The sequence below is a fragment of the Novilysobacter longmucuonensis genome (genome assembly GCF_046600735.1).
Taxonomy (GTDB): domain Bacteria; phylum Pseudomonadota; class Gammaproteobacteria; order Xanthomonadales; family Xanthomonadaceae; genus Novilysobacter_A; species Novilysobacter_A longmucuonensis.
Genome location: NZ_JBJMAW010000003.1, coordinates 208,666 through 233,407, shown reverse-complemented (window position 1 = coordinate 233,407; position 24,742 = coordinate 208,666). Strand labels below are relative to the sequence as shown.

Below are 24,742 nucleotides of genomic sequence, written 5' to 3'. Positions count from 1 at the left end.
GTCCGCAACGGCGGTCGCTGCAAAGAATGCCTCCACGTCGGCGACCGCGCGGGTCCTGGGCAGCGGCGGCAATGATTCCATGAATATCCGGCCGTAGCTCTTGGTCGACAGCCGCGGATCGCACAGCACCAGCACGCCGCGGTCGGTCTCGCTGCGGATCAGGCGGCCGGCGCCCTGCTTGAGCGCAATCACCGCCTGCGGCAGTTGCTCGTCGCGGAACGGATTGCCGCCGCTGCGGCGGATCGCCTCCAGCCGGGCCTCGAACACCGGATCATCGGGGGCAGCGAACGGCAGCTTGTCGATCACCACCACGCTGAGCGCATCGCCGGCGACATCGACGCCCTCGCGAAAACTCGCCGCGCCCAGCAGCACGCCGTTGCCGGACGCGCGGAAGCGCTCGAGCAGCGCCGGACGCGGCGCCTCGCCCTGCACGAACAGCGGCCAGGGACCACCACGCAACAATCCGGCGGCATCGCGCAGGGCGCGGTGCGAGGCGAACAGCACGAACGCGCGGCCGCCCGAGGCTTCCAGCACCGGTCTCAGGGCTTCGACCAGCGCTTCGTTGTAACCGCGCGCGGCAGGCTCCGGCAGACCCGGCGGCAGGTAGCACAAGGCCTGCCGCGGCCAGTCGAACGGGCTGGGTGCCAGCAGCGTGGCCGGCTCGCGCAGGCCGAGCTTGGTCGCGTAGTGCTCGAAGCGCCCGCCGACGGCGAGCGTCGCCGAGGTGAACACCCACGCCGCGTGCGATTTCTCGCGGTGATCGGCCAGGGGGCCGGCGACGTCCAGCGGCGTGCGGCTCAGGCGGAAGCCGCGTGCGGTGAGCTCGTACCAGAGCACGCTAGCGCTGTCGCCGTCAGCGGTGCCTGTAGCCGGTTCATCGCAGAGCGACTCGCCCGCGCCGGCGCCACCTTCATCGGGACCGGGGACCGGGGACCGGGGACCGGCGAGCACTGCGTCGGGTGGTGCTTCGCGCCCCGAAATCGAAGGCACGCCGGCCGCGGATGGCGACGCACCACCCGACGCGGCGATTGCCGGTCCCCGGTCCCCTGTCCCCGGCTCCGGCTCGCACCCACGCCAGCGCTGCAAGCGCGCCTCGAACTCGCGCGCGCGCGCGTGGCAACCATCCAGGCCCGGCGCCGCTTCGCGTAGCGGCGCCAGCGTTTCCTGCAATTGCCGCAGTGCCGCGGCCAGTGCATCGAAGGCGTCTTCGACCGCACTCAGCTCGCCCGCGCGGCGACGGGTGCCACGCACGGGCAGCTCGTCCATCGCCGCCCGTAGCGCACGCACCTGGTGTTCCAGTGCGCGGGCCGGGACCTGCACCGCCGCGAGCGTGCCGGCCACCTCCTTGCATTCGGCCAGCGAATCGCGCGCAAGCTCGACCAGCGGCCGCGCGCTCAGCGCCTCACCGAAGAACTGCGCGGCCAGCTCCGGCAACTGGTGGGCCTCGTCGACCACGAACGCCTGCGCGCCCGGCAGGATCTCGCCGAAGCCTTCCTGCTTGAGCGCCAGGTCGGCCAGCAGCAGGTGGTGGTTGACCACCACCACGTCGGCGGCCTGCGCGCGCTGGCGCGCCTGCACCACGAAGCAGTCCGAAAAGAACGGACACTCGCTGCCGAGGCAGTTCTCGGCGGTGCTGGTGACCATCGGCAGCAGCGGCGAGTCCTCTGGCAGCGCTTCCAGCTCTGCCAGGTCGCCCATCCGCGTGCGCCCGCCCCAGGCGACGATGCGCTGGAACTGCGCGGCCATTTCGCGGCTGTGGAACTTCGGTTCGCCCTTGGCCTGGGCAACGCGGTAATGGCACAGGTAGTTCGCCCGGCCCTTGAGCAGCGCGGTCTTGAACCCGACCCCGAGCGCGTCGCGCACGCGCGGCAGGTCGCGGTGATAGAGCTGGTCCTGCAGCGCGCGGGTGCCGGTGGAGACGATGGTCTTGAGGCCCGACAGGATTGCCGGGACCAGGTAGGCGAAGGTCTTGCCGGTGCCGGTGCCGGCTTCGGCGATCAGCGTGCCGCGGCGGTCGAAGGCATCGGCGATCGCCGCGGCCAGATCCTGCTGGGCGATGCGCGGGGCGAACGCGGCGATGTTGCGCGCGAGGTCGCCGCCGTCGCTCAGGGCGGCGCGCGAGGCCTCGCTGAGGCGGCTGTTGCCCATGGTGATCGGTGCCGCGCAGTCAGAAGCGCGCAGGCGGGGCGACGGTGCAGGCATCGCGGCGTTCGCGCGCCGCCTCCGGCGTGGCCGGCCCCGGCGATGACGCATCCGGCGATGACGGGCTTTGAGATGACGAGCCAGGCGCCGCCGGCGGCCGCGCGCTACGCACCTGCGCGATCGTCTCCCAGTGCCGCCGGCACAGCGGCCCGACCTGCGAGCCGAGTTCGAACGCCTGCAGCGCCAGCCGCTCGGCATCGTCGATCTCGCGCAGCAGCAGTGCCGCTTCGGCGCGCTCCTGCAGCAAGGCCGGATCATCGGGATTGATGGCCAAGGCCTGGTCGAGGCGGTCGGCCGCGGCGCGATGGGCGCCTTGTGCTTCGAGTGCTGCGGCCTGCTCGCGCAGGTCCTCGACCTGCGGGTCGCGCAGCGGCTGCACCTGGAGTTCGTCGGCATCGGCGGCGCCGGCCGCGCGGATCGCGCCGATCGCGGCCGCGGCATCGAAATCGGGCGACACCACCGGCGCCACCGGCGCGGTCGAGACGCATGCGCCGAGGATCAGGGCCAGCGCGGCACACGCCAGGCCGGGTGCGATACGCAAGGTGTTCATGGGGTCTCCGCGGGAGCACGTTCGGCTTGCGGCGGCGTCCGCTCGCGGTCGCGCCCGAAGCCGAACCATTCGCGCCAGCCGCCGTTCTCTTCCGGTTCCGGCTCCGGCAACGGGCAGGGCGCATAAGGCGGCGCGAACCCGGCAACAAACGGGAACCGCCGCGCACCGGCGCAATCGGCGCCGCTGACGTTGTCGCCGACCACCCAGCGCCAGTCCAGCCCTGCGTCGCCGACCGTCAGCGGCGCACTCGGCAGCCGCAGGAACAGGTTCGACCACACCCGCATCGCGCCGCTGGCGCCATACAGGCCGGTCGATTCGTTCTGGTCGTTGCCGACCCAGACCACCGCCAGGTGGTCACCGGTCCAGCCGGCAAACCAGCTGTCGCGGCTGTCGTTGCTGGTGCCGGTCTTGCCGGCCGGCGACAGCCGCCCCAGGCCGTCGGCCACCAGCCGCCGACCGGTGCCGCCCGATACCGCGTGCTGCAAGGCGATGGTGATCAGCCGCGCGGCAATCGCATCGCCCTCCTGCGCCGGGGCGGGCTCCTTGTCATAGCGGTTCAGGGTGCGGCCGCTGGCGTCGATCACCCCGCGCACCGCGTGCAGCGGCTGGATCTCGCCGCCGGATGCGAGGAACTGGTAGAGCTGCGCCATCGCGTAGGGGCTCTGGTCGAGCGAGCCGAGGATCAGCGCCGGGTTCGGCTCGGCCTCGATCCCGGCCAGCACGCGGATCAGGTCGGCCAGCCGCTCCGGCGCGACCTGCATGCCGATGCGCACCGTGGCCTGGTTGTAGGACAGCGCCAGCGCATCGATCAGGCGCACGCTGCCGTGGCTGCGGCCGTCGGAATTGCCCGGGCTCCAGGTCCTGCCGCGGCCCAGGGTCACGGTGACCGGCGAGTCATCGACCCAACTGGCCAGCGACCACTGCCCGGGCTGCGCCAGCGCCAGCAGGCTGACGAACGGCTTGAGCAGCGAGCCGACCGGGCGCCGCGCCTCGACCGCGCGGTTGAAGCCGTGCTGGGCGAAGTTGCGGCTGCCGACCACCGCGAGCACCTCGCCGTTGTGCACGTCGGTCACTACCACGCCGGCCTGCAGCGGTGGGCGATCCCTGCCGTCCAGGCTCTCCAGCGTGCGCCTGACCGCGCCCTCGGCCTGGGCCTGGGCCGATGGCGCCATGCCGCTCATCACCGCCAGGCCGGCACCGGCGAGCGCGTCGGCCGGGTACTCGCGCGCGAGCTGCCGGCGGATCAGGTCGACGTAGGCCGGAAAGCGATTGGCCGCGGTGCTGCCGGGGGTCGGGGTCACCCCCAGCGGAGCGCTCAGCGCACGCCGGTATTCGGCGTCGTCGATCAGGCCGGTCTCGTGCATCTCGCCGAGAGCGAAATTGCGCCGCTCGGTGGCGTTGTCGGGATTGCGCCGCGGGTCGTAGTACGACGGCCCGCGCACGATGCCGATCAGCAGCGCGATCTGCTCGGTGCTCAGGTCCGACAGGTCGCGGCCGAACCAGAATTCCGCACCGGCGGCGACCCCGCGGATGGCCTGCGCACCGCGCTGGCCGAGATAGACCTGGTTGAGGTAGGCCTCCAGGATCACCTGTTTGTCGTAGTGCGCCTCGATCAGCAGCGCGTAGAGGATCTCCTTGCCCTTGCGGGCGAAGGTCTGCTCCCGGCCGATGCCGAGCAATCCACTACGTGCCAGCTGCTGGGTCAACGTGCTGGCACCCTGCCGGGCCTCGCCCGAGCGCAGGTTGACCCAGGCCGCGCGCAGCATGCCGCCCAGGTCGATGCCGTGATGAGTGCCGAAACCGCGGTCCTCGACCGCCTGCAGGCCGGTCACCAGCAGCTCCGGCACTTCCTCGATGCGGACCAGGCGGCGCTCTTCCTGCTTCTGGCCATACAGCGTGGCGATGCGGGCCGGATCGAGCCGCGCCGAATCCAGCGCCTGCTCGCTGCGCGCATCTCGCAGCGCGCTGACCCGTCCACCCGACAGCACCACTTCGAGCCGGCGCGGCGCGACCGGCCCGTCGACATCGTTGAAGCCGCGGCTGGAGATCAGCCAACGATTCCCGTCTTGCGCATAGCTGCCTTCGCGACGGCCGTCGCCTTCGTGGTAGGCGGCCGCATCGAGTTCGGTCTTCAGTGTGGCGGCGTCCAGCGCCAGGCCCGGCGCCAGCTCCAGCGGTCGCGCGTAGACCCGGGTCGGGATCTGCCACTGCAACTGGCCGAAACGCTCGCCGACCTCGGCATTGAGATACAGCGTGTAGGGAATCAGGAAGCCCAGCCCCAACCCGATGGCGGCCAGTGCCCAGGTCACCAGTCGCCAGCGCCACTGCGGCGCCTTGCCGTCGGAGGCGCGCTGGCCGCCGCGCCTGTTGGACTTGGCGGCTTTGTCGTAATCGGTTCGAGCCACGGCATGGGACAATGACAGGGCTGCGCCCCCGCAAACACGAGTCTAACGCAGCCGGCGCACGCCTCCGCCGGCCGCCACGACACTCGTTCATCGAACACACTCATCAACAAGTTCATCAAGACAGGAGTCTCTGCAGCATGCCGATGTCGTGGACCGACCTTCGGTTCCTTCTCGACCGGGGGACGGGCCTGTTCCGGCGCGGCGTGGCCAGCCTGCGCACGCGCGGCGCGGCGGCCTCCTGGCAGCGCGTGCTGAAGCAGTTCCAGCGCGTTCCGGCGGCGCAGCGCGCGGCGCTGTACCTGCCCGAAGCGGCGCCGTTTGCCGCGTTCGCGGTGCCCGCGAGCGACGCGCCGCGCGCCAGCATCGTGATCCCGGTCTACGGCCAGTTCGCCCACACCCTGGCGTGCCTGCGCGCGCTCGCCGCGCACCCGCCGCGGGTCGCGGTCGAGCTGATCGTGGTCGACGACGGCTCGACCGACCAGAGCGCCGTCCTGCTGCCGCGCATCGACGGCCTGCGCTATCACCGGCGCGCCGCCAACGGCGGTTTCATCGCCGCCTGCAACGACGGTGCGGCGCTCGCGCGCGGCGAGTACCTGGTGTTCCTCAACAACGACACGGTGCCGCAACCGGGCTGGCTGGACGCATTGCTGGCGACGTTCGAGGAGCACCCCGGCACCGGGCTGGCCGGGGCGCAGCTGCTGTATCCGGACGGGCGCTTGCAGGAGGCCGGCGGGCTGGTGTTCGCCGATGGCGCCGGCTTCAATTACGGACGCTTCGGCGCGCCGGCCGATCCGCGCTACGCCTTCGTCCGCGACGCCGACTACTGCTCGGGCGCGGCCATCGCGATCCCGCGCGCGCTGTTCGGGCGCCTCGGCGGGTTCGACCCGCGCTTCTCGCCGGCCTACTACGAGGACACCGACCTGGCCATGGCAGTGCGCGCTTGCGGACTGGCGGTGCGGTACCAGCCCGCCTCGCGGGTCGTGCACGAGGAAGGCTCGACCGCCGGCACCGATCTGGCCGCGGGGGCCAAGGCCTACCAGCGCCTTAACCAGGCCGTGTTCGCGGAGAAATGGCGCGACGCGCTGTCGCGCCAGCCCGGCAGCGACACGCCTGCGGACCGTGCCGCGCTCGGGCGCGGCCGTCGCTGCGTGCTGATCGTCGATGCGCTGACCCCGCAACCGGATCGCGATTCGGGCTCGCTGCGGCTGGTCAACCTGATGCGGCTGCTGCGCGAGGAGGGCGCGCATGTCGTGTTCATGCCGGCCGACCGCGACCATGCCGGGCGCCATACTCAAGCGCTGCAGCAACTCGGGGTGGAGGTCTGGTACGCGCCGTTCGCGCGGCCCATGCCGGACTGGTTGCGCGCGCACGGGGCGCGCTTCGATACGGTGCTGGTGTGCCGCCACTACGTAATGCGCGAGCTGCTGCCGCTGTTGCGCCGGCACGCGCCGCAGGCGCGGGTGGTGTTCGACACGGTCGATCTGCACTACCTGCGCGAGCGCCGCGGCGCCGAACTGGCCGGCGATGCGGCGCTGGCGCGGGCGGCCGAGCGTACCCGCGCGCTCGAACTCCAGGTGATCGCCGGCAGCGACACGACGCTGGTGGTCAGCGAGGTCGAGCGCGAATTGCTGGCCAGCGACGCGCCCGGCGCACAGGTTGCGGTGCTGTCCAACCTGCATCGCGTGGCCGCTGCCGGGCCGGGCTTCGAGGCGCGCCGCGACGTGGTGTTCGTCGGCGGTTTCCGCCATCCGCCCAACGTCGATGCGGTGCGCTGGTTTGTCGATCAGGTGTGGCCGCGCGTGCTCGCACGCGAACCGGCGATGCGCTTCCACTGCATCGGCGGCGACGTGCCGGCGCAGATCGCCGCCCTCGCCCGCCGACCCGGCGTGGTGATCCACGGCCACGTGCCCGACCTCACCCCGCATCTGGACGGTGCGCGGCTGGCGGTGGCGCCGCTGCGCTTCGGGGCCGGGGTCAAGGGCAAGGTCAACCTGAGCATGGCGCACGGCCAGCCGGTGGTCGCCACGCGCTGCGCGGTGGAGGGCATGCACCTGCGCGAGGACGAGGACGTGCTGGTCGCCGATGATGCCGAAGGCTTCGCCGCGGCCTTGCTGCGCGGCTATTGCGACGAGGTCCTGTGGCAGCGCCTGGCCGCCAACGGCCGGACCAATGTCCAGCGGCACTTCTCGCTCGACGCCGGGCGCAGCGTGGTGCGGCGGGTGTTGCTTGGAGAGCCGCAGGCGTAGAACGGAGCTTGCTCCGCTGACCGGTCGCCGCAACAGCAGCCGAGCGAGCTCGGCTCTACGGGGCACTCAATCGGCCGCGGCCGCGGCGGCGCTCACGCGCTCGGCCAGGGCGTCGATTCCGGCCACTGCGGGGTCGAGCGCGCGTGCCGAGGCCAGCGCCGCGGTCGCCGCGGCGACCTCGCCGGCGCCGAGGCGCTGCTCGCCAATTGCGATCCAGCGCTGCGCCAGCCGTTGCCGGGCGCCGCGCACCGCGGCGGCCCCGTCACCCAGCACCACGCGGGCATCGAGGCAGGCGCCAGCGCGGGCCAACCTGTTGCCTCGCAACTCGTCCTCGAAGCAGGTCCGCGCCGCCGGCAGCAGTCGCGCCGCAGCGGCTTGCACGACCGGATCCTGCGGCGCCAGCGCGCGCGCGGCGCGCAGCTTGTCGAACGCACTTTCGCCCGGGGGCGCAAGCAGGTCGCCGCGCCCTTCGGCGGCGTCGGCCTCGGCCAGCAGCGCATGCAGTCGCGCCCTGCGCTCGGCTGCCCGCCCCGGGCCGGCATCTGCGCGTCCCAGCCGCGCCTGCGACTGTCGCGCCCGTGCCAGGTTGCTTTCACCCTCGGCGATGGCCGGGGAAATGCCCTGGGCGATCTCAGGCACCACCGCGCGGGTCGACTCGCCTACGGCGCGCGCCTCGCGCAGCGCCGCCTCGGCTTGGTCGAAGCGGAAATCGGCGGCAAGCCGCCCGCTGCGCTGGGCGTAGGCCCGACCGACCCGGATCAGCCCCTGCACCGCACCGGCGTCGTCGGGATCGGCGCCGAGCACCTGTCGATATCCTTCCAGCGCATTGGGCAGGCGATCGCGGTCAAGCGCCGCGTCGGCCTCGCGGCGGCGCTGTTCGATCGCGCTGGCCAGTTCGGCCAGCACATCGGGCAGCTCGACATGTCCCGAATCGGCGCGCTGCACCCGCTCCACCGCCAGCGCCGCGACGACCAGGTCGCCGCGCGCCAGTGTGCGCTGCGCCTGCTGCAGCAGGTCGGACAGGGTGTCTTCGCGCCCTTCCAGCGCCTCTTTGTGATTTGGCTGCAGCGTCAGTACCCGCTGGTACAGCGGCAGCGCGGCGTTGTCGGACCCGTCGAGCCGCCCCGCTTCGCGCGCGGCGGCTGCGAAAGCGAGCAGGCGGTTGATGCCGGCCGCGTCGACTTGACGATCGCGCAATTGCGCTGCCAGTGCGTCCGCCTGCGCCGCCGGCACGGTCAACTGGCGGGCCAGTGCCAATGCATCCTCGGCGTCGGCATGGCGGTTCTCGGCGATCGCGACGCGCGCGCGTTCCAGCGCTGCCTGGCCGACTTGCGCCAGTCCGGCGCGAGTCTCCAGCCGATCCGGGTCGAGCGCCAGCGCGGCCTCGTACAGCTCGCGGGCACCGCTGCCGTCGGCCGCGCTGAGCTGCCCGCGCTGCAAGGCCAGCGCGGCATCGGCGCGCAGCTGCTGGGCCCGGGTTTCCGGCCACAGCCGCTCCGACAAGGGCTCGCGGAACCACAGCAGCAGGCCGGCGATGATCAGCAGCGCGGCCGCGCCGCTCCACCACCAGGCCTGCCGCCGTGCCCGCGGCGGGGGCGGCGGCGGACGGTCTCCGGGTGGTGGTGACGGCTCGCCGAACTCGGCGTCCCGATCGAGCGTCGGTTCGACGCGCGGACGCCGGCCGGACGCGGAACCCGGCGGGATGTCGGACGATGAATTGGCGGCGGGCGGACGTCGATGCATGACAGGCGCAGCATAAAGGCAGCCCCGGAAGCTGCTGTCAAAGCCGCGGCGCCGGAGCGGATGCCCGATGCCGGATGTCGTTTGCGTTCCCATGCATCCGGCGCGGCTGGTCGCGAGCGGCGGCGCTCAGCTGCGTTGTGCGCGTTCGACCCCCGGCAGCGACGCTAGCTTGCCCAGCAGGGTCGACAGCTGTCCGAAATCGGCGACCCGCAGGCGCAGCCTGAACCGCACCCGGGCGCCGTTGCGCTCCATATCGCTGCGGATGCTGGTGACGTGCGCATTGGCCTGCGCGATGGTGTTGGTGATTTCCTTGAGCAGCCATTTGCGGTCCAGCGCACGCACCTCGACGTCGACCTCGTAGCCGCTGCCGGCGCGGCCCCATTCCACCGGCAACACCCGTGGCGGCTGCGCGGCGGCCAGCCGCTGGAAGGCGGTGCAGTCGGGCCGGTGCACGGTGACGCCGCGGCCGCGGGTCAGATAGCCGCAGATCGGCTCGCCCGGCAGCGGCTGGCAGCAGCGCGCGAGCTGCACCAGCAGGTTGCCGACGCCCTCCACGGTGAAGTCGCTGGAGCGGTTGGGCGCCCGCCGCGGCGGGAGCGGCGGCGGCGCGCTGGCCGCGGCCGGCTCCGCCGCGGCGCGCTCGTGCTCGAGCAACACCCGCCCGACCTGGTGCGGCCCGACATCGCCCAGCGCGACGTGCACGTACAGATCGCCGTCACTGGCGTGGTGGAACTTCTCCCGCGCCGGCGCGAGGTCGGCACCGAGCAGGCCCAGCCGACGCAGCTCCTTGTCGAGCAGCTCCTTGCCGGCGCTCTCGTTGCGCGCGCGGTCGAGCCGGTGGAACCAGTTGCGCACCTTCTCGCGCGAGCGGCCGCTGGCGAGGAAGCCGTTTGCCTCGATCAGCCAGTCGCGCCTCGGCTCGCCGGTCTTGGCGGTCATGATCTCGACCCGGTCGCCACTGCTTAGCACGTGGTCCAGTGGCACGATGCGGCCGTCGACTTTGGCGCCGCGGCAGCGGTGGCCGACCTCGGTGTGCACGCGGTAGGCAAAATCCAGCGGGGTCGCGCCGACGGGCAGGTCGATCACCTCGCCCCTGGGGGTCAGCACATAGATGCGGTCCTCGACCAGCTCGGTGCCGAACGCGCCGGCCAGCGCGGCGTCGTCGCCGGGTTCGCGCTCACCGCCGGCCTCCAGCAGCCGGCGCATCCAGGCGATCTTGCGCTCGAACGCCGCGTCGGCCTGCCCCGAGCCTGCCGAAGATCCGCCGCCGCCCTCCTTGTAGCGCCAGTGCGCGGCGACGCCGAGCTCGGCCTGGCGATGCATCTCGTGGGTGCGGATCTGCACCTCCAGTGTCTTGCCTTCCGGGCCGATCACCGCGGTGTGCAGCGAGCGGTAGTCGTTGTGCTTGGGCCGGGCGATGTAGTCGTCGAATTCGCTGGGAATCGGCGTCCAGTTCGCATGCACCACGCCGAGGGTGGCGTAACACGCCGCAAGGTCGTCGACCAGTACGCGGACCGCGCGCAGGTCGTAGAGCTCGCTGATCGGCGCGTCCTTGCGCTGCATCTTTTTCCAGATGCTGTAGATGTGCTTGGGCCGGCCGGCGACGTCGCCGACCAGGCCCTGCGCCGCCATCGCTTCACGCAATACGCGCGCGACCTGCTCGATGTAGCGCTCGCGCATCGCCCGCTTCTCGTCGAGCAGGCGCGCGATGCGCTGGTAGGCGTCGGGCTGCAGGTAGCGGAGCGCGAGGTCTTCCAGTTCCCACTTGAGCTGCCAGATACCCAGCCGGTTGGCCAGCGGCGCGTGGATGTCGCGGGTCAGCGCGGCCAGCGCCTGGCGCTCGGCCTCGGGCAGCCGGTCGGCGTGCTTCATGCGCGCCAGTTGCCGCGCCAGCAGGATCGGCACCACCCGCAGGTCGCGCACGATCGCCAGCAGCAGCCGCCGCAGCCCTTCGCTGGCGGCCGGGCCACCGCGCTCGGCGTGCAGCGCCCACACCCGCGCGGCGGCGCGCTGGCCTTCCAGCAGCGCAGCCACGCCGGGCTGTTCGCGCTCCAGCGCGCTCCCCGACCTGGCATACAGGCCCGGACACGCGTGCACGATCGCGGCCAGTACGGTGTCGCCGTCGGCATCGAGCCGCTGCAGCGCATCGAGCGTGGCGATGCTGACCTCCACCGGCTCGGCCAGCTCGGCGCTGGCTTCACCATTCACCAACGCCCGCTGCAAGGCCTCGCGCTGCGGCACGCTCAGCGCCGTCGTCGCGGGATGGGCCAGCAGGACGCTGGAATCGGGGGGCGCGGACGCGCTCATCGCGGGGGGTCGCACGAGGATCGAAAGGGCAGTGGGTTAGTGACTACACTAGCGAGCATCCGTCCCGAGGAACAGCTCATGCCTAGCACTGGTTTGCGTCCATTTCGTCTGCAGGTTCGCCTGCATGTTCGCGCGCTTGGCCTGGCTGCACTGTTTGCCTGCGCATCCGTCGCGTTCGCGCAGGACGCCCCGACCAATCGCATCGAACAGCAGATGAGCCCCGAGCAGTTCCGCGCCGCCGGCCTGGACCAACTCGACGCCGAGCAACTGGCCAACCTCAACGCCTGGCTCAACCGCACCCTCGACACCGAAACCGCCAAGGCCGCGGAAACCGCGAAGAGCCGGGTCGAGCAGGAGCACCGCGGGTTCCTGAGCTTCGGCTCGAACGAGCCGATCGTCGCGCGCCTGCCCGGCGAGTTCCGCGGCTTCGGCAAGAATCGCCGCTACACCCTAGACAATGGCCAGGTTTGGCAGCAGACAGACGCCGCAACCTTGGCGGGTGCGCGCCTGGATGACCCTCAGATCACCATCACGCCCAGCGTGATCGGCAACGCCTGGTACATGGCGGTCGAGGGCTACAACACCCGAGCAAAGGTCAAGCGCATCAAGTGATGCATCGGCGCGTCCGCCAGCGGACGCCTTTGCCGATGCTTTACCCCCTCGCAGACGAGGCTAGCTTTGGTTTCGGTTTTCAAGATTTCAGGTCCGGCTCTTGTAGGAGCGGCTTCAGCCGCGATCAGATATTTGATCGCTCGCACCGCCTCCCGATCGCGGCTGAAGCCGCTCCTACAATGCTCGGGAGTCTCAGGTGAGCTGCGCGATCCGGGCCGCCAGCTTCTTCGGCGAGACCCCGCCGCGCACGCCGAGCTCCTGGGCGAACAGCGACACCCGCAGTTCTTCCAGGTCCCAGCGCAATGCCCGCCATTGCGGCGCGTCGGCAAGGCCGTCCGCGGCCGCCTCGGCCAGCGCATCGCTGAACGGCTTGATCTCCAGCATCCGCGCCTGGTCGCGCAGCGGGTCGCGCAGCGCGCGTTCGCCGCGTAGCGCCAGCGCCTTCAGGTAGCGCGGGTAGTCGCGCAAGGCCTGCGCCGGTACGTCGCGCAGGAAGCCCGGTGGCGTCAGCGACGCCAAGTGCGCGCGCATGTCGTCCAGATTGCCACTGGCCCAGCCGATCAGCGGCGACTCCAGCTTGGCCCGTGCCTCGGCGACCGCGGCCAGGATCAGTTCGGCCTGCTGCAGGCGCTCGGTCGCCTCGCCGAACACGCGCTTGCCGATCGCATCGACGCGCGCGGCAAAGGTCGCGGCATCGCGGATATCGGCCACCGCATCATTCGTGGTCAGGGCATCGAACGCGCCCTCGACGAGATCGGCGCGCAGCCGGTCGCCCTCGTACCTGCCGCCGCGCGCATCCCCCGCGCGCGGCGCGGCCGATTCGATCGCGGCATACAGCAGACCGGTCTTCGGCGACACCGGCAACTGCTTGCGCGCCTGCTTGAGCTTGTCGGCCAGCGCGAGCGACAGCAGCCGGCGCACGCCGCCCGGGTGCGCGCGCTGCGCCACTTCGCGCTCGGCATGCACCTGCAGTGAGGCGCTGTCGCCGTCGTCGTGCAGCGCCGGATAGGCCGGCACTCCGCCCGCACCCGGCACCGACAGCGGGATGGGCTGCTCGGGAAATCCGGTCAGCGCGTGCTGCGCCAGGCCGGCGGCGGCCCGCGCGGCGAAGGCGGCGGCGGCCCGCTCACCGAAGCGGCGGCGCAGCTGGCCCAGGTCACGCGACTCGGCGAGCACGCCGCGGCGGCCCTGCCGGTCCTTTAGGTCGAGCAGGCGCAGGTTGATCCGCAGGTGCGGCTCCAGCGCGGACTCGTCAAAGTCGACGCCCGCGACCTCGGCGCCGGTGACCTTGCGCAGGAATCGTGCGAGCGCGCCGGTGAATGCATCGGCGGCTGCCCCGGTGAATGGCTCACCACCAGGCTGCGCATGCGCCTGGAAGAACGCGCGGGCGAAATCCGGCGCCGGCACGAAGTTCCGGCGCTGCTGCTTGGGCAGGCTCTTGATCAGCGCGATCGCCTTGTCCACCACCAGGCCCGGGGCCAGCCAGCTCAGGCGCACCGGGTCGAGCGCGTTGAGCAGGTGCAGCGGCACCGCCACGGTCATGCCGTCGTCCGGCGCACCCGGCTCGAACCGGTACTGCACCGGCAGCCGCGCGTCGCCGAGCGCGATCACCGGCGGGAACAGCGCCGCATCGGTCTCGTCGCCGACCAGCAGGTCCTCCAGCGACCATTCCAGCCCGGCCTTCTGCGCCGCCGGCAGCTTCGCGTACCAGCTGTCCAGCGCGTGCGCGTTGTGTACCTGCGGCGGCAGCCGGTCCAGGTACCAGCGCGTCATCCAGTCCTCGTCGACCACGATGCCGACGCGGCGCTGCTTGGCTTCCTCCTCGCGCGCCTGCGCCAAGCTGGCGAGGTTGCGCGCGAGGAACGCGCTGCGGGTGTTGATCTCGCCGGTCACCAGCGCGTCGTGCGCGAAGATCGCGCGGCTCTCTTCGGGGTACAGCGCGCCGTAGTGCACCGGCCGCTTGGGCGCGAGCACCAGCCCGAACAGGCTGATCTGCTCGCTGCCGACCACCCGCCCCTGCGAGCGCGCCCAGCGCGGGTCGTGATGGCGGCGCGCGAGCAGGTGCGGCAGTTCCTGGATCGCCCAGTCCGGTTCGATCGCGGCGTTGGTCAGCGCCCACACGCGTTCGGTGTCGAGCAGGGTCGCGGCCAGCAGCCACGGTGGTGGTTTTTTCGCCAGCGAGGAACCTGGAAACAACTGGAACTTCCGGCCGCGCGGACCGTCGTAGAGGCCTTTGTCGTCGCGATGGCCAATCTGGGTCGGCAGGCCTGCGAGCAGCGCGCGATGCAGGGCTGCGTAGGCCCCGGTGTCGGGCGCAGCTGGTTTAGCCGCCTGCTTTTGCTCGTCATTCCCGCGTACGCGGGAACCCAGCGTCTTCCGCCGTGACCGTTCAACGTCCCTGGGTTCCCGCGTGCGCGGGAATGACGGCTGCTCTTCTGCCGGTGCCTGAGCAACCAGCGGTTGGATCACCCAGCCCAGCGCATCGCTCATCAACTTCAACTGGCGATGCAGCTCGCGCCATTCGCGCATGCGCAGGAAGCCGAGGAAGTGCTTCTCGCACCAGCCACGCAGCTTCGACTGGGTGAGGTCCTCGTGCGCGCTCTGGTAGGCGTCCCACAGCTTGAGGATCCCGGCGAATTCGGATTTTGTGTCGGCGAACGCCGCGTGCGCGTTGTCGGCGGCGGCGCGCTGGTCGGCGGGCCGTTCGCGCGGGTCCTGGATGCCGAGGAATGATGCGATCGCGAGCATCTCGCGCAGGCAGCCGTGGTCATTCGCCGCGACCAGCATGCGTGCAAGCTTGACGTCGACCGGCAGGCGCGCCATCAGCTTGCCGGTCTGGGTAAGTTTGCGCCGGCTGGTATCGGTCTCGTCATCGACCGCGCCGAGCTCGGCCAGCTGCTGCCAGCCATCGGCGATCGCGCGCGCGTCGGGTGGCTCCAGGAACGGGAAGTCCTCGATGCTGCCCAGTCCCAGCGACAGCATCCGCAGGATCACCCCGGCCAGCGCGGCGCGATGTATTTCCGGATCGGTGTAGAACGGCCGCGACTCGAAATCAGCGTCGGAGTACAACCGGTAGCAGGTGCCCTCGGAGATGCGCCCGCAGCGGCCCTTGCGCTGGTCGGCGCTGGCCTGGCTGATCGGCTCGATGTGCAACCGGTCAAGCTTGCTGCGTGGGCTGTAGCGCTTGACCCGGGCCAGGCCGGGATCGACCACGTAGCGGATCCGCGGCACCGTCAGCGATGTTTCGGCGACGTTGGTCGCCAGCACGATGCGGCGCTGCGGGCCGGGGTTGAACACCCGGTCCTGGTCGCGCACCGACAGCCGCGCGTACAGCGGCAGCACTTCGGTGTGGCGATACTTGCGCCGCTCCAGCGCCTGGTGCGCATCGCGGATCTCGCGCTCGCCAGAGAGGAAAATCAGCACGTCGCCGCGCGGGTCTTCGCGGGTGATCTCGTCGCAGGCGCCGACGATGGCGTCGTTGATGCTGCGGTCACCCGTCTCCTCGCCCTCGCCCTCCAACGGCCGGTAGCGCACCGTCACCGGGTAGCCGCGACCTTCGACGTTCACCACCGGCGCGTCGTCGAAATGCGCGGCGAAACGCGCGGTGTCGATGGTCGCCGAGGTCACGATGACCTTGAGGTCGCGGCGCTTCTTCAGCAGCTGCTTCAGGTAGCCCAGCAGGAAGTCGATGTTGAGGCTGCGCTCGTGCGCCTCGTCAATCAGGATCGTGTCGTAGGCCGACAGCCAGCGGTCGGACTGGATCTCCGCCAGCAGGATGCCGTCGGTCATGAACTTGATCGCGGTGCGCTCGCCGACGTTCTCGTTGAAGCGCACCTGGTAACCGACCGCGCCACCCAATGGTGTCTGCAGCTCCTCGGACACGCGCTTGGCGACCGCGCGCGCGGCGATCCGGCGCGGCTGGGTGCAACCGATCATGCCGGCCTGGCCGCGGCCGGCGGCGAGGCACAACTTCGGCAACTGCGTGGTCTTGCCCGAGCCGGTCTCGCCGGCAATCACGACCACCGGGTGATCACGAATCAACGCGACAATGCGGTCGGCTTCGCTCGCGATCGGCAACGACGGCTCGACCGGCGCCGACGGCAACGACGCCGCACGTGCCTCGCGCTGGCCGACCGACTGCTCCAGCGCCTGGACGAACGCCGCCTGCGCCTTGGGGTCCTCTGGCCCTGCCTTCCAGCGCGACCACAGGCCATGCAGACGGCCGCGGTCGCGGCTCAGCGCGCCGTCGATGGCGCGCCGCGCCGACTGCAGCGCGTGCGGCACCGTGACCGAGGGCCGCTTCGCCCGGCGTCCTAACGTGGCCTTAGCGGGTGGGTGGATAGGCTTCATTGATCGCGTCGGAAGGAACAAACCATTTCACACGGCAACCGCCGCCGCTTATTGTCGCGACAACATCGAAGAAAGGGAGAAAACCCGCATGGCCAAGTCCAAGACCGCAAGTTCCCTGAAAGCCGCCAAGAAGGCCAAGCCGGCAAAGGCAGGCGCGATGAAGCCGGTGGCTTCCCCGGGCCTCGGCTCGGGCGCGCCGGTCATCGATATCGGGATCAACGACCGCGATCGCAAGCAGATCGCCGAAGGCCTGTCGCGTTTCCTCGCCGACAGCTACACCTTGTACCTGAAGACCCACAATTTCCACTGGAACGTCACCGGCTCGATGTTCAACGCGCTGCACAACATGTTCGAGGACCAGTACACCGAGCAGTGGGGCGCGCTGGACGATATCGCCGAGCGCATCCGCGCGCTGGGCTTCAACGCGCCCGGCTCGTACGCGGAATTCACCCGGCTGACCACGATTGCGGAGGAGCCGGGCCTGAGCGACGCCGCCGACTGGCGCGAGATGGTGCGCCAACTGACTGTCGGCAACGAGGCGGTGTGCCGCACCGCGCGCGAGGTGGCCGACATGGCCGACGACGCCGACGACAACCCGACCGAGGACATGCTGACCCAGCGCCTGCAGGTCCACGAGAAGTACGCGTGGATGCTGCGTTCGTTGCTGCAGTAGAGCCGAGCTTGCTCGGCTACGGTTCACCCGACAAAAGCAGCCGAGCAGGCTCGGCTCTACGCCCGGCGGGCGAGCACAGGAGAATTCCTACCCCGCGCCGCGGCTTGATCCGCTCGGGCGCTGCGACGACTGCTTGCTACCCTTGCCGGCATGACCGACCGCGCTCTCGAACTGCTCCGCACCACCTTCGGCCACCCGCAATTCCGCGGCGAACAGGCCGACATCGTCGCCCATGTCACCGGCGGCGGCGATGCGCTGGTGCTGATGCCGACCGGCGGTGGCAAGTCGCTGTGCTACCAGCTCCCGGCGATGCTGCGCGAGGGCTGCGGCATCGTGGTCTCGCCGCTGATCGCGCTGATGCAGGACCAGGTCGAGGCGATGCGCCAGCTCGGCGTGCGCGCGGCCTACCTCAACTCCACGCTCGACGCGGCCACCACCGCACAGGTCGAAGTGGCGTTGCTGGCCGGCGAGCTCGACCTGCTCTACGTCGCCCCCGAGCGGCTGCTCAATTCACGCTGCCTGGCCCTGCTCGATCGCGCCCGGATCGCGCTGTTCGCGATCGACGAGGCTCACTGCGTCTCGCAATGGGGCCACGACTTCCGCCGCGAATACCGCGAGCTCACGATCCTGCACGAGCGCTGGCCGGATATCCCGCGCATCGCGCTGACCGCGACCGCCGATGCGCCGACCCGGCGCGAGATCGCCGAGCGGCTGAACCTGGAGGACGCGCGCCAGTTCGTCAGCTCCTTCGACCGGCCCAACATCCGCTACCGCGTGGTGCACAAGGACGACGCCAAGCGCCAGTTGCTGGATTTTTTGGCCGGCCACCGCGACGAGAGCGGCATCGTCTATGCGTTCTCGCGCCGCCGCGTCGACACCCTCGCCGCCCAGCTGCGCGAAACCGGCATCGACGCGCTGCCCTATCACGCCGGCATGGACGCAGCGGCGCGCGCGGCCAACCAGCGCAGGTTCCTGCAGGAAGACGGCGTGGTGATGGTCGCCACGATCGCCTTCGGCATGGGCATCGACAAACCCGACGTGCGTTTCGTCGCCCATGTCGACCTGCCCAAGTCGATCGAGGGGTATTACCAGGAAACCGGCCGCGCCGGCCGCGATGGCGCGCCGGCCGACGCCTGGCTGAGCTACGGCCTCGGCGACGTGGTCAGCCTCAAGCAGCTGATCGGCCAAGGCGAGGCCGGCGAGGAGCGCAAGCGGCTCGAACTCGGCAAGCTCGACGCGCTGCTGGGCTATTGCGAATCCACCACCTGCCGCCGCCAGTCGCTGCTCGGCTGGTTCGGCGAGGCCCACGCCGGCGCCTGCGGCAACTGCGACAACTGCCTGGAACCGCCGCAGAGTTGGGACGGCACCATCGCCGCGCGCAAGGCGCTGTCGTGCGTGTACCGCAGCGGGCAGCGCTTCGGCGCCGGCCATGTCATCGACATCCTGCGCGGCAATGCCACCGCGCGGGTGCAGCAGTACGGCCACGACCGGCTCAGCACCTGGAACATCGGTGCCGACCTAGACGACCGGCAATGGCGCAGCGTGTTCCGCCAGCTGGTCGCCGCCGGCCTGCTAGAAGCCGACGTCGAGCGCCACGGCGCGCTGCGCCTGACCGCCACCAGCGCCCCGGTGCTGCGCGGCGAGCGGCCGTTGAGCTTCCGCAGCGAACCCGAGAAGAAGCCGCGCGTGCGTGGCCGCGAGCGCAGCCGCGCCGCGCCGATCGAGGTCGAACTGGCGCCGGGTGCGCTGGCCCGCTTCAAGGCGCTGCGCGACTGGCGTGCAACCACCGCACGCGAGCAGAACGTGCCGGCCTACGTGATCTTCCACGACAGCACCCTGCGCGCGATCGCCGAGGCCGCGCCGGATGACCACGACGAACTTGCGCGCATCCCCGGCATTGGCGCGACCAAGATCGAGCGGTATGGCGATGCGGTGCTGCAGCAGTTGGTGGATTGCGAGATCGCCTGAGCCTTGGGGCACGGCAGAAGCGTTCCCTGGTCGAAGCAGGAATCGCGACTGCTGTTTTTGCCGTCATCCTTGCCAAGGCGGGGATCCAGCGCCTTTGTTCTCATTCACTGCAGAAGCGAAAGTCCCTGGGTTCCCGCGTTCGCGGGAATGACGGGGTGAGGGTTTCGTACAGGTCTTGCCTTCGCGGGGATGACCTCTCGGGCTACTCGAGTCCCCTCAAGCCGCCGCTTCCAGACTCGCCATATCGATCACGAACCGATAGCGCACGTCCCCGGCGATCATCCGCTCGTACGCCTCGTTGATGTCGGCGATGTCGATCAGCTCGATGTCCGAGGCCACCCCGTGCGCGGCGCAGAAGTCCAGCATCTCCTGGGTCTCGCGGATGCCGCCGATCAGCGAACCGACCAGCTTGCGCCGGCGCATGATCAGCATCCCGGCGGCGACCGGCGCCGGGGCCTCGGGGATGCCGAGCAGGATCATGGTGCCGTCGACCGTCAGCAGCGACAGGTAGGCGTTGTAGTCGTGCTCGCCGGAGACGGTGTCGACGATGAAATCGAACCGGTTCGCGAGCTCCTTGAAGGTGGCCGGATCGCGGGTGGCGGCAAAATCGCGGGCGCCGAGCTGCAGCGCCGCCTCGCGCTTGGACTCGGAGGTACTGAGTACGGTGACCTCCGCGCCCATCGCCGCGGCCAGTTTCACCGCCATGTGGCCGAGGCCGCCCAGCCCGACCACCGCGACGCGGTCGCCGGCCTTGACCCCGTAGTGCTTGAGCGGCGAGTACGTGGTGATGCCGGCGCACAGCAGCGGCGCGGCGCGGTCCAGCGGCAGCGACTCGGGGATGCGCAGCACGTAGTCCTGGTGAACTGTGATGCGGGTCGAATAACCGCCGTGGGTCGGGGCGCCGCCGCCGCGCTCGCGGCTGTTGTAGGTGGCGGTCATGCCTTCGTCGCAGTATTGCTCCTCGCCTCCGCGGCAATGCGGGCAGACCCGGCACGAGTCGACGAAGCACCCGACGCCGACCGCGTCGCCCGGCGCGAACCGCTCCACGCCCTCGCCCAGCTGCGCGATGCGGCCGACGATCTCGTGGCCCGGCACCATCGGGAAGATGCCGGTCCCGCCCCACTCATCGCGCGCCTGGTGGATGTCGGAATGGCACACCCCGCAATAGAGGATGTCGATCAGCACTTCGCCGGGCCCGGGCTCGCGGCGCTCGATGGTGTACGGCTGCAGGGGCGACTGGCCGGTTTCGGCGGCGTAGGCGGGGATGTTGAGCATGGCAGTGGCTCGCGGGCGGAAAAGCGGAAGTTTAGCGCCGAGCATGTGTAAGCATTCTGTAGGAGCGGCTTCAGCCGCGATCGGACCGCCACGGCCGGCGCCCGATTCCAGCAATCGCGGCTGAAGCCGCTCCTACAAAGACCGAAAGACCGCAGGGCGGGAAGCGCGCTACCCTTTGCGTTTCATCCTGCGGAGCCCGCCATGCCTTCCTTCGACGTCGTCTCCGAAGTCGACCAGCACGAACTGACCAATGCGGTCGACCAGGCCAACCGCGAGCTCGCCACCCGGTTCGATTTCAAGGGCGTGGAGGCAAAGTTCGAACTCGATGACCAGGTGATCAGCCAGTCCGCGCCGAGCGACTTCCAGCTCAAGCAGATGGACGACATCCTGCGCGCCCGCCTGATCGCGCGCGGCATCGACGTGCGTTGCCTGGAGTTCGGCGACGTCGAGACCAACCTCGCCGGCGCGCGCCAGAAGGTGACCGTCAAGCAGGGCATCGAGCGCGATCTGGCCAAGAAGATCGTCGCGGAGATCAAGCAGGCCAAGCTCAAGGTCGAGTCGCAGATCAACGGCGACAAGCTGCGCATCAGCGGCAAGAAGCGCGACGACCTGCAATCGGCCATGGCGCTGCTCAAGGGCGGCGACTTCGAGCGGCCGCTGCAGTTCGACAATTTCCGCGATTGACCCGTATCCGCAGTTCCATCGTGACGCTGACCCGGACCTTGGCGCGTTGACCGACCAGGACCCCATTGCCGCGACCCGCCGCTGGCTCGAACGCGCGGTGATCGGGCTCAACCTGTGCCCGTTCGCCAAGGCGGTCCACGTCAAGGACCAGGTGCGCTACGTGCTCAGCGAGGCGAGCACGGCCGATGCGCTGCTGGCCGAACTCGCCGACGAGCTGACCTGGCTCAACGACACCGACCCGGCTGTGGTCGACACCACGCTGCTGATCCACCCGCAGGTGCTGGTCGATTTCCACGACTACAACGACTTCCTCGACCAGGCCGATGCCGCGGTCGATGCGCTCGGGCTGGAGGGCGAGATCCAGATCGCGAGCTTCCATCCCGACTACCGGTTCGCCGGCACCGCCTTCGACGACCCGGGCAACTGCAGCAACCGCTCGCCCTATCCCATGCTGCATCTGTTGCGCGAGGCCAGCGTCGAGCGCGCGGTCGAGGCGTTTCCCGATCCGGACGTGATCGTGGAGCGGAACCTGGAGACCCTGGAGCGCCTGGGCATCGACGGCTACCGCCGGCTGCTGGATCCGTAGCCAGACGCGCCTGCGCATCAGTTGTAGGAGCGGCTTCAGCCGCGAGCTTTTCGCGCATCCGGGACCGCAGGGCTATCCGGATCGCGACCTGATCGGTGGCGACGGAGTCGGATGACCCACTTCGCTCCTGCTGCGTTCCGATCGCGGCTGAAGCCGCTCCTACGCCCCGAAGGAAGTCCCCTTGGGGGACATGTCAGCAGCTGAACAGCCGCGCCAGATCGTCCTCGCCCAGCACCCGCCACTCGCCCGCCGCCAGTTCGCCCAGCCCCAATCCGCCGATCCGGCTGCGGTGCAGCGCCTGGACATGGTTGCCGACCGCGGCGAACATCCGCCGCGCCTGGTGGTAGCGGCCTTCACTCAGGGTCAGCCGCGCGTGCCGCGCATCGACCACCTCCAGCGCCGCGGGCGCCAATGGCGTCGTCTCCGACTCCAGCATCAGCGTGCCGCTGGCGAAGATGCCGGCTTCATCGCCGCGCAGGTCCTCGGCCATCGTCGCCTCGTAGACTTTGTGGAGTTGCGACTTGGGCGACACGACCCGGTGCAGCAACTGGCCGTCGTCGGTCATCAGCAGCAGGCCGCTGGTGTCGCGGTCGAGCCGGCCGACGGTCGACAGCAGCGGCGCGCGCAGGCGGAACCGCGGCGGCAGCAGGTCGTAGACGATCCGCCCGGGGTCCTTTGTCGAACAGGTGGTGCCGAGCGGCTTGTGCAGCATCAGGGTCAGCCCGGCGGGCGGATCGAGTGGCTCGCCGTCGATGCGGATCGCGGCGTGTTCGGCCTTGTCGTCGGCGTACAGCACCTCGCCGTCGGCGTCGGTGATGCGGCCCTCGCGGAACATCGCGCTGACCTGCTTGCGGCTGCCGTAGCCAAGGTTGGCGATGAGCCTGACCAGCTTCACAGAGTCACTCCGTATCCGCCGTGGCGCGGATACACGCGGATAAAGAGCACCGTGTAGGAGCGGCTTCAGCCGCGATCCCGGAGATCCGCTTCCGCACGGGCATGTGATCGCGGCTGAAGCCGCTCCTACAGAGGCGCGCAGCGGTCCGCGGGCGTGGCGGCTTCATCGGTGGGCGTTCCGCGACAGGGTCCGGTCGAATGGCTTGGGCGCGCGTTGCGGCTTGGCCGGCAGCGCTTTCACCGCCTCGATGATCTTGAAGCCGTCGCGCTGCGCCACCTCGCGCACGCTGCCGAAGCTGTCGGTGAGCACCGCCTCGTACGGCAGGTGGCGGTTGGCGACCAGCCACAGCCGTCCACCCGGCTTCAATGCCTCGGCCGCGACCGCGATGAAGCGGCGGCCGATGTCGGGCCGGTCGGCGCGGCTCTGGGTGTGGAACGGCGGATTGCTGACGATCACGTCATAGGCCTGCGGCAGCCCGGTGGTGACGTCGTGCCAGTGGTAGCCGATGCGCGGGCCGGCCTCGGCGCGCTGCTCGAAGCCGGCGAGATTGCGCCGCGCCAGGTCGAGCGCGCGGCGTTCGGCCTCGAACAGGTCGAGCGCATGGATATGCGGGCAGCGCGTCAGCAATTCGGCGGAGAGATAACCGAAGCCCGCGCCCAGGTCGGCGGCGTGGCCGGCCAGGTCGGCCGGCAGGTGTTGCGCCAGCAGCGCAGACGCCGGATCGATGCGGTCCCAGGCGAACACGCCGGGCCGGCTGAGGAACCGGCCCTCCGCGATCGGCCGCACCGCATCGAGCGCCGCCCACTGCGCCGCCAGCGCGGCATCGGCGGGGCCCTCTAGTGGTGCGGTCCAGAACGCCCGGCACTTGTTCTTGCTGATCGTGGCGAGCGGACCCGCCAGCCGACGCAGGTCGTCCTCGGCCGAGCGCGCGCCTTCGTTGTTGGCGGCGCAGGCCAGCACCCGTCCGCCCGCGGCCGTGGCCGCGACCGCGCGTGCGAACAGCGCGCGCGATTCGTCGCGCTGGCGCGGCGGCAGCACCAGCACCAGCGGATACCGCCGCGCCGGGTCGGTGCCCTCGGCCAGCTCGATGCCGGCGCGCTGCAGGGCCTCGGCATCCGGCCGGAAACTCTGCTCGGCCACCAGCCCCGGCCGCGGATGGGCGTGCAACGCCGCGCCTTCGCGCGCGCGCAGGAACAGCACGCCGCTGCTGTGGTCGGCTCCACCCTCGCCGGGCCAGCCCAGGCGGCCTTCGGACAACGGCAGGAACAGGGTTTCAAGCGCGGGGTCGGCGGTCGGCATGCACGGGATCGGATCGGGGAGGCCGCCGATTTTACGCGCCTGCGGTGCAGCACCGCCGGCCGCGCATGCATTGTCGCTGGCAGCCGGGCGCGCCGCCGGGCTTTTCATGCTCCGACAACATCGCCGGCGCCACCCTCGGAGTGTCCTTTCCACAACCGGAGCGAACGCAATGCGAGCCCTTTTTGTCGGCGGCACGGTGGACAACAGCGAGCTGGATCTGGACGGCGCCCAGCCGCCACACAGTTATCCAGAGAACGGCGGCAGCGGCCGGCCGCGCTACAAGCTGCACCATGTCGGGCTGCGCGAGGGTGAGGTGGCGTACGCGGTGTATGCCGCGCCGGACGCCGCCGACGCCGAAGTCGAGCGGATCGCCGGCGAACGCGATTACGCGCGTCGCTTCCAGGCCGAGCCGGGGCCCGCTGCGCCCTAGGTCGACCACCAAAGCCGCTCCCGGCCGTTCAGCGGCGGTGTCGTCGCAGCCATCCGCCTTAACGCATTCAGCACGCCACGACCACATCCCGGTCGCTAGGGTCGAAGCGCACGTCGATCGACCGCTCCTCGACGCCACCTGGGCGTCGCCCCACAGGAGGTTCTCCATGAAGCTTCACGTACTCACCCTTGCCTTGGCGTCAGCGGTCGCACTGGCCGCCTGCGCCGACGATGGCTACGACGACACCGAGATGCTGCCGGCCGAGCCGGCGATCGCCGACCCGGTCCTGACCGACCCGGCGACCAGCGACCCCACGCTCAACGATCCGACCCTGAACGATCCGACGCTCGACGATCCCACGCTCGACGACCCGACCATGACCGATCCGCCGCTCGACAACGACGAGCTCCGTCCGCCCGAGGTCGAGCCGGAAACCGAGTAGCCGCTTAAAGCGCCCGGTTTAACGCCGGGCGAAAGTCGGGCCAGCGTTGCTGCCGGAGGCGCTCTCGTCGGCGTC

At 70.6% G+C, this 24,742-nt stretch carries 16 protein-coding genes and 1 pseudogene; 8 read left to right on the top strand and 9 right to left on the bottom strand.

Annotation, left to right across the window (positions count from 1 at the left end; genetic code table 11):
• Positions 1-21: 21 nt before the first annotated feature.
• From ACJQWM_RS05080 to mrcB, 3 genes and pseudogenes are all read right to left on the bottom strand, one after another.
• Positions 22-2,148 (bottom strand): annotated as a pseudogene (locus ACJQWM_RS05080) (ATP-dependent DNA helicase); the annotation flags it as partial.
• A gap of 19 nt (positions 2,149-2,167) precedes the next feature.
• Positions 2,168-2,752: a hypothetical protein gene (locus ACJQWM_RS05075; RefSeq protein WP_332706923.1), complete on the bottom strand. Its 585-nt coding sequence runs from the start codon at positions 2,750-2,752 to the stop codon at positions 2,168-2,170.
• Positions 2,749-5,157 carry a penicillin-binding protein 1B gene (gene mrcB / locus ACJQWM_RS05070; RefSeq protein ID WP_332706920.1) on the bottom strand — a complete coding sequence of 803 codons (2,409 nt, stop codon included), beginning with the start codon at positions 5,155-5,157 and terminating at the stop codon, positions 2,749-2,751. The genes ACJQWM_RS05075 and mrcB overlap by 4 nt, the downstream gene beginning before the upstream one ends.
• A 137-nt stretch (positions 5,158-5,294) precedes the next feature.
• On the opposite strand from mrcB, the gene ACJQWM_RS05065 reads away from it, so the two are divergent.
• Entirely contained in the window at positions 5,295-7,403 is a 2,109-nt protein-coding gene (locus ACJQWM_RS05065) for a glycosyltransferase (protein ID WP_332706917.1), read from the top strand.
• A gap of 66 nt (positions 7,404-7,469) precedes the next feature.
• Here ACJQWM_RS05065 and ACJQWM_RS05060 read toward each other — a convergent pair whose 3' ends face one another.
• Both ACJQWM_RS05060 and ACJQWM_RS05055 read right to left on the bottom strand, forming a co-directional pair.
• Entirely contained in the window at positions 7,470-9,146 is a 1,677-nt protein-coding gene (locus ACJQWM_RS05060) for a hypothetical protein (protein ID WP_411306703.1), read from the bottom strand.
• A gap of 126 nt (positions 9,147-9,272) precedes the next feature.
• The gene (locus ACJQWM_RS05055; protein WP_411306702.1) at positions 9,273-11,453 is read right to left on the bottom strand and encodes a bifunctional (p)ppGpp synthetase/guanosine-3',5'-bis(diphosphate) 3'-pyrophosphohydrolase; all 2,181 of its coding nucleotides are present in this window, start codon (positions 11,451-11,453) and stop codon (positions 9,273-9,275) included.
• 78 nt (positions 11,454-11,531) lie between these two features.
• Here ACJQWM_RS05055 and ACJQWM_RS05050 point away from each other — a divergent pair, with 78 nt between their 5' ends.
• A complete protein-coding gene (locus ACJQWM_RS05050; protein WP_332706905.1) occupies positions 11,532-12,065 on the top strand; it encodes a hypothetical protein in 534 nt (177 codons plus the stop codon).
• Positions 12,066-12,257: 192 nt separating this feature from the next.
• Here the strand turns inward: ACJQWM_RS05050 and hrpA are convergent, their stop codons facing one another.
• On the bottom strand, positions 12,258-16,415 hold the full coding sequence (hrpA, locus tag ACJQWM_RS05045) for an ATP-dependent RNA helicase HrpA (RefSeq protein WP_411306701.1): 4,158 nt from the start codon (positions 16,413-16,415) through the stop codon (positions 12,258-12,260).
• Between the two features lie 88 nt (positions 16,416-16,503).
• Between hrpA and ACJQWM_RS05040 the strand changes: the two genes are divergently transcribed.
• Positions 16,504-17,088 (top strand): Dps family protein, encoded by a 585-nt coding sequence (locus ACJQWM_RS05040; RefSeq protein WP_411306700.1) that lies wholly within the window; start codon positions 16,504-16,506, stop codon positions 17,086-17,088.
• Between the two features lie 150 nt (positions 17,089-17,238).
• Positions 17,239-19,056 (top strand): DNA helicase RecQ, encoded by a 1,818-nt coding sequence (gene recQ / locus ACJQWM_RS05035; RefSeq protein WP_332705142.1) that lies wholly within the window; start codon positions 17,239-17,241, stop codon positions 19,054-19,056.
• 216 nt (positions 19,057-19,272) lie between these two features.
• Here recQ and ACJQWM_RS05030 read toward each other — a convergent pair whose 3' ends face one another.
• Positions 19,273-20,331 carry an NAD(P)-dependent alcohol dehydrogenase gene (locus tag ACJQWM_RS05030; protein WP_332705146.1) on the bottom strand — a complete coding sequence of 353 codons (1,059 nt, stop codon included), beginning with the start codon at positions 20,329-20,331 and terminating at the stop codon, positions 19,273-19,275.
• Positions 20,332-20,532: 201 nt separating this feature from the next.
• Here ACJQWM_RS05030 and ACJQWM_RS05025 point away from each other — a divergent pair, with 201 nt between their 5' ends.
• On the top strand, positions 20,533-21,015 hold the full coding sequence (locus ACJQWM_RS05025) for a YajQ family cyclic di-GMP-binding protein (protein WP_332705149.1): 483 nt from the start codon (positions 20,533-20,535) through the stop codon (positions 21,013-21,015).
• A gap of 46 nt (positions 21,016-21,061) precedes the next feature.
• Positions 21,062-21,601 (top strand): DUF1415 domain-containing protein, encoded by a 540-nt coding sequence (locus ACJQWM_RS05020; RefSeq protein WP_332705152.1) that lies wholly within the window; start codon positions 21,062-21,064, stop codon positions 21,599-21,601.
• 193 nt (positions 21,602-21,794) lie between these two features.
• On the opposite strand, the gene ACJQWM_RS05015 is transcribed toward ACJQWM_RS05020, so the two are convergent.
• Positions 21,795-22,496, bottom strand: a complete 702-nt coding sequence (locus ACJQWM_RS05015; protein ID WP_411306699.1) for a pseudouridine synthase — start codon at positions 22,494-22,496, stop codon at positions 21,795-21,797.
• 162 nt (positions 22,497-22,658) lie between these two features.
• The gene (locus tag ACJQWM_RS05010) at positions 22,659-23,795 is read right to left on the bottom strand and encodes a class I SAM-dependent methyltransferase (protein ID WP_332705157.1); all 1,137 of its coding nucleotides are present in this window, start codon (positions 23,793-23,795) and stop codon (positions 22,659-22,661) included.
• A 169-nt stretch (positions 23,796-23,964) separates the two neighbouring features.
• Here ACJQWM_RS05010 and ACJQWM_RS05005 point away from each other — a divergent pair, with 169 nt between their 5' ends.
• A complete protein-coding gene (locus tag ACJQWM_RS05005; protein WP_332705160.1) occupies positions 23,965-24,225 on the top strand; it encodes a hypothetical protein in 261 nt (86 codons plus the stop codon).
• A gap of 166 nt (positions 24,226-24,391) precedes the next feature.
• Positions 24,392-24,667 (top strand): hypothetical protein, encoded by a 276-nt coding sequence (locus ACJQWM_RS05000; protein ID WP_332705163.1) that lies wholly within the window; start codon positions 24,392-24,394, stop codon positions 24,665-24,667.
• The last annotated feature ends 75 nt before the right edge of the window (positions 24,668-24,742 follow it).

Bases quoted from the DNA above. Each gene is read 5' to 3' on its own strand.
- ACJQWM_RS05065 (WP_332706917.1), top strand. From the start codon at position 5,295: ATGCCGATGTCGTGGACCGACCTTCGGTTCCTTCTCGACCGGGGGACG.
- ACJQWM_RS05055 (WP_411306702.1), bottom strand. From the start codon at position 11,453: ATGAGCGCGTCCGCGCCCCCCGATTCCAGCGTCCTGCTGGCCCATCCC.
- ACJQWM_RS05075 (WP_332706923.1), bottom strand. From the start codon at position 2,752: ATGAACACCTTGCGTATCGCACCCGGCCTGGCGTGTGCCGCGCTGGCC.
- ACJQWM_RS05030 (WP_332705146.1), bottom strand. From the start codon at position 20,331: ATGCTCAACATCCCCGCCTACGCCGCCGAAACCGGCCAGTCGCCCCTG.
- ACJQWM_RS05060 (WP_411306703.1), bottom strand. From the start codon at position 9,146: ATGCATCGACGTCCGCCCGCCGCCAATTCATCGTCCGACATCCCGCCG.
- ACJQWM_RS05005 (WP_332705160.1), top strand. From the start codon at position 23,965: ATGCGAGCCCTTTTTGTCGGCGGCACGGTGGACAACAGCGAGCTGGAT.
- ACJQWM_RS05000 (WP_332705163.1), top strand. From the start codon at position 24,392: ATGAAGCTTCACGTACTCACCCTTGCCTTGGCGTCAGCGGTCGCACTG.
- ACJQWM_RS05040 (WP_411306700.1), top strand. From the start codon at position 16,504: ATGGCCAAGTCCAAGACCGCAAGTTCCCTGAAAGCCGCCAAGAAGGCC.
- ACJQWM_RS05010 (WP_332705157.1), bottom strand. From the start codon at position 23,795: ATGCCGACCGCCGACCCCGCGCTTGAAACCCTGTTCCTGCCGTTGTCC.
- ACJQWM_RS05050 (WP_332706905.1), top strand. From the start codon at position 11,532: ATGCCTAGCACTGGTTTGCGTCCATTTCGTCTGCAGGTTCGCCTGCAT.
- ACJQWM_RS05025 (WP_332705149.1), top strand. From the start codon at position 20,533: ATGCCTTCCTTCGACGTCGTCTCCGAAGTCGACCAGCACGAACTGACC.
- hrpA (WP_411306701.1), bottom strand. From the start codon at position 16,415: ATGAAGCCTATCCACCCACCCGCTAAGGCCACGTTAGGACGCCGGGCG.
- recQ (WP_332705142.1), top strand. From the start codon at position 17,239: ATGACCGACCGCGCTCTCGAACTGCTCCGCACCACCTTCGGCCACCCG.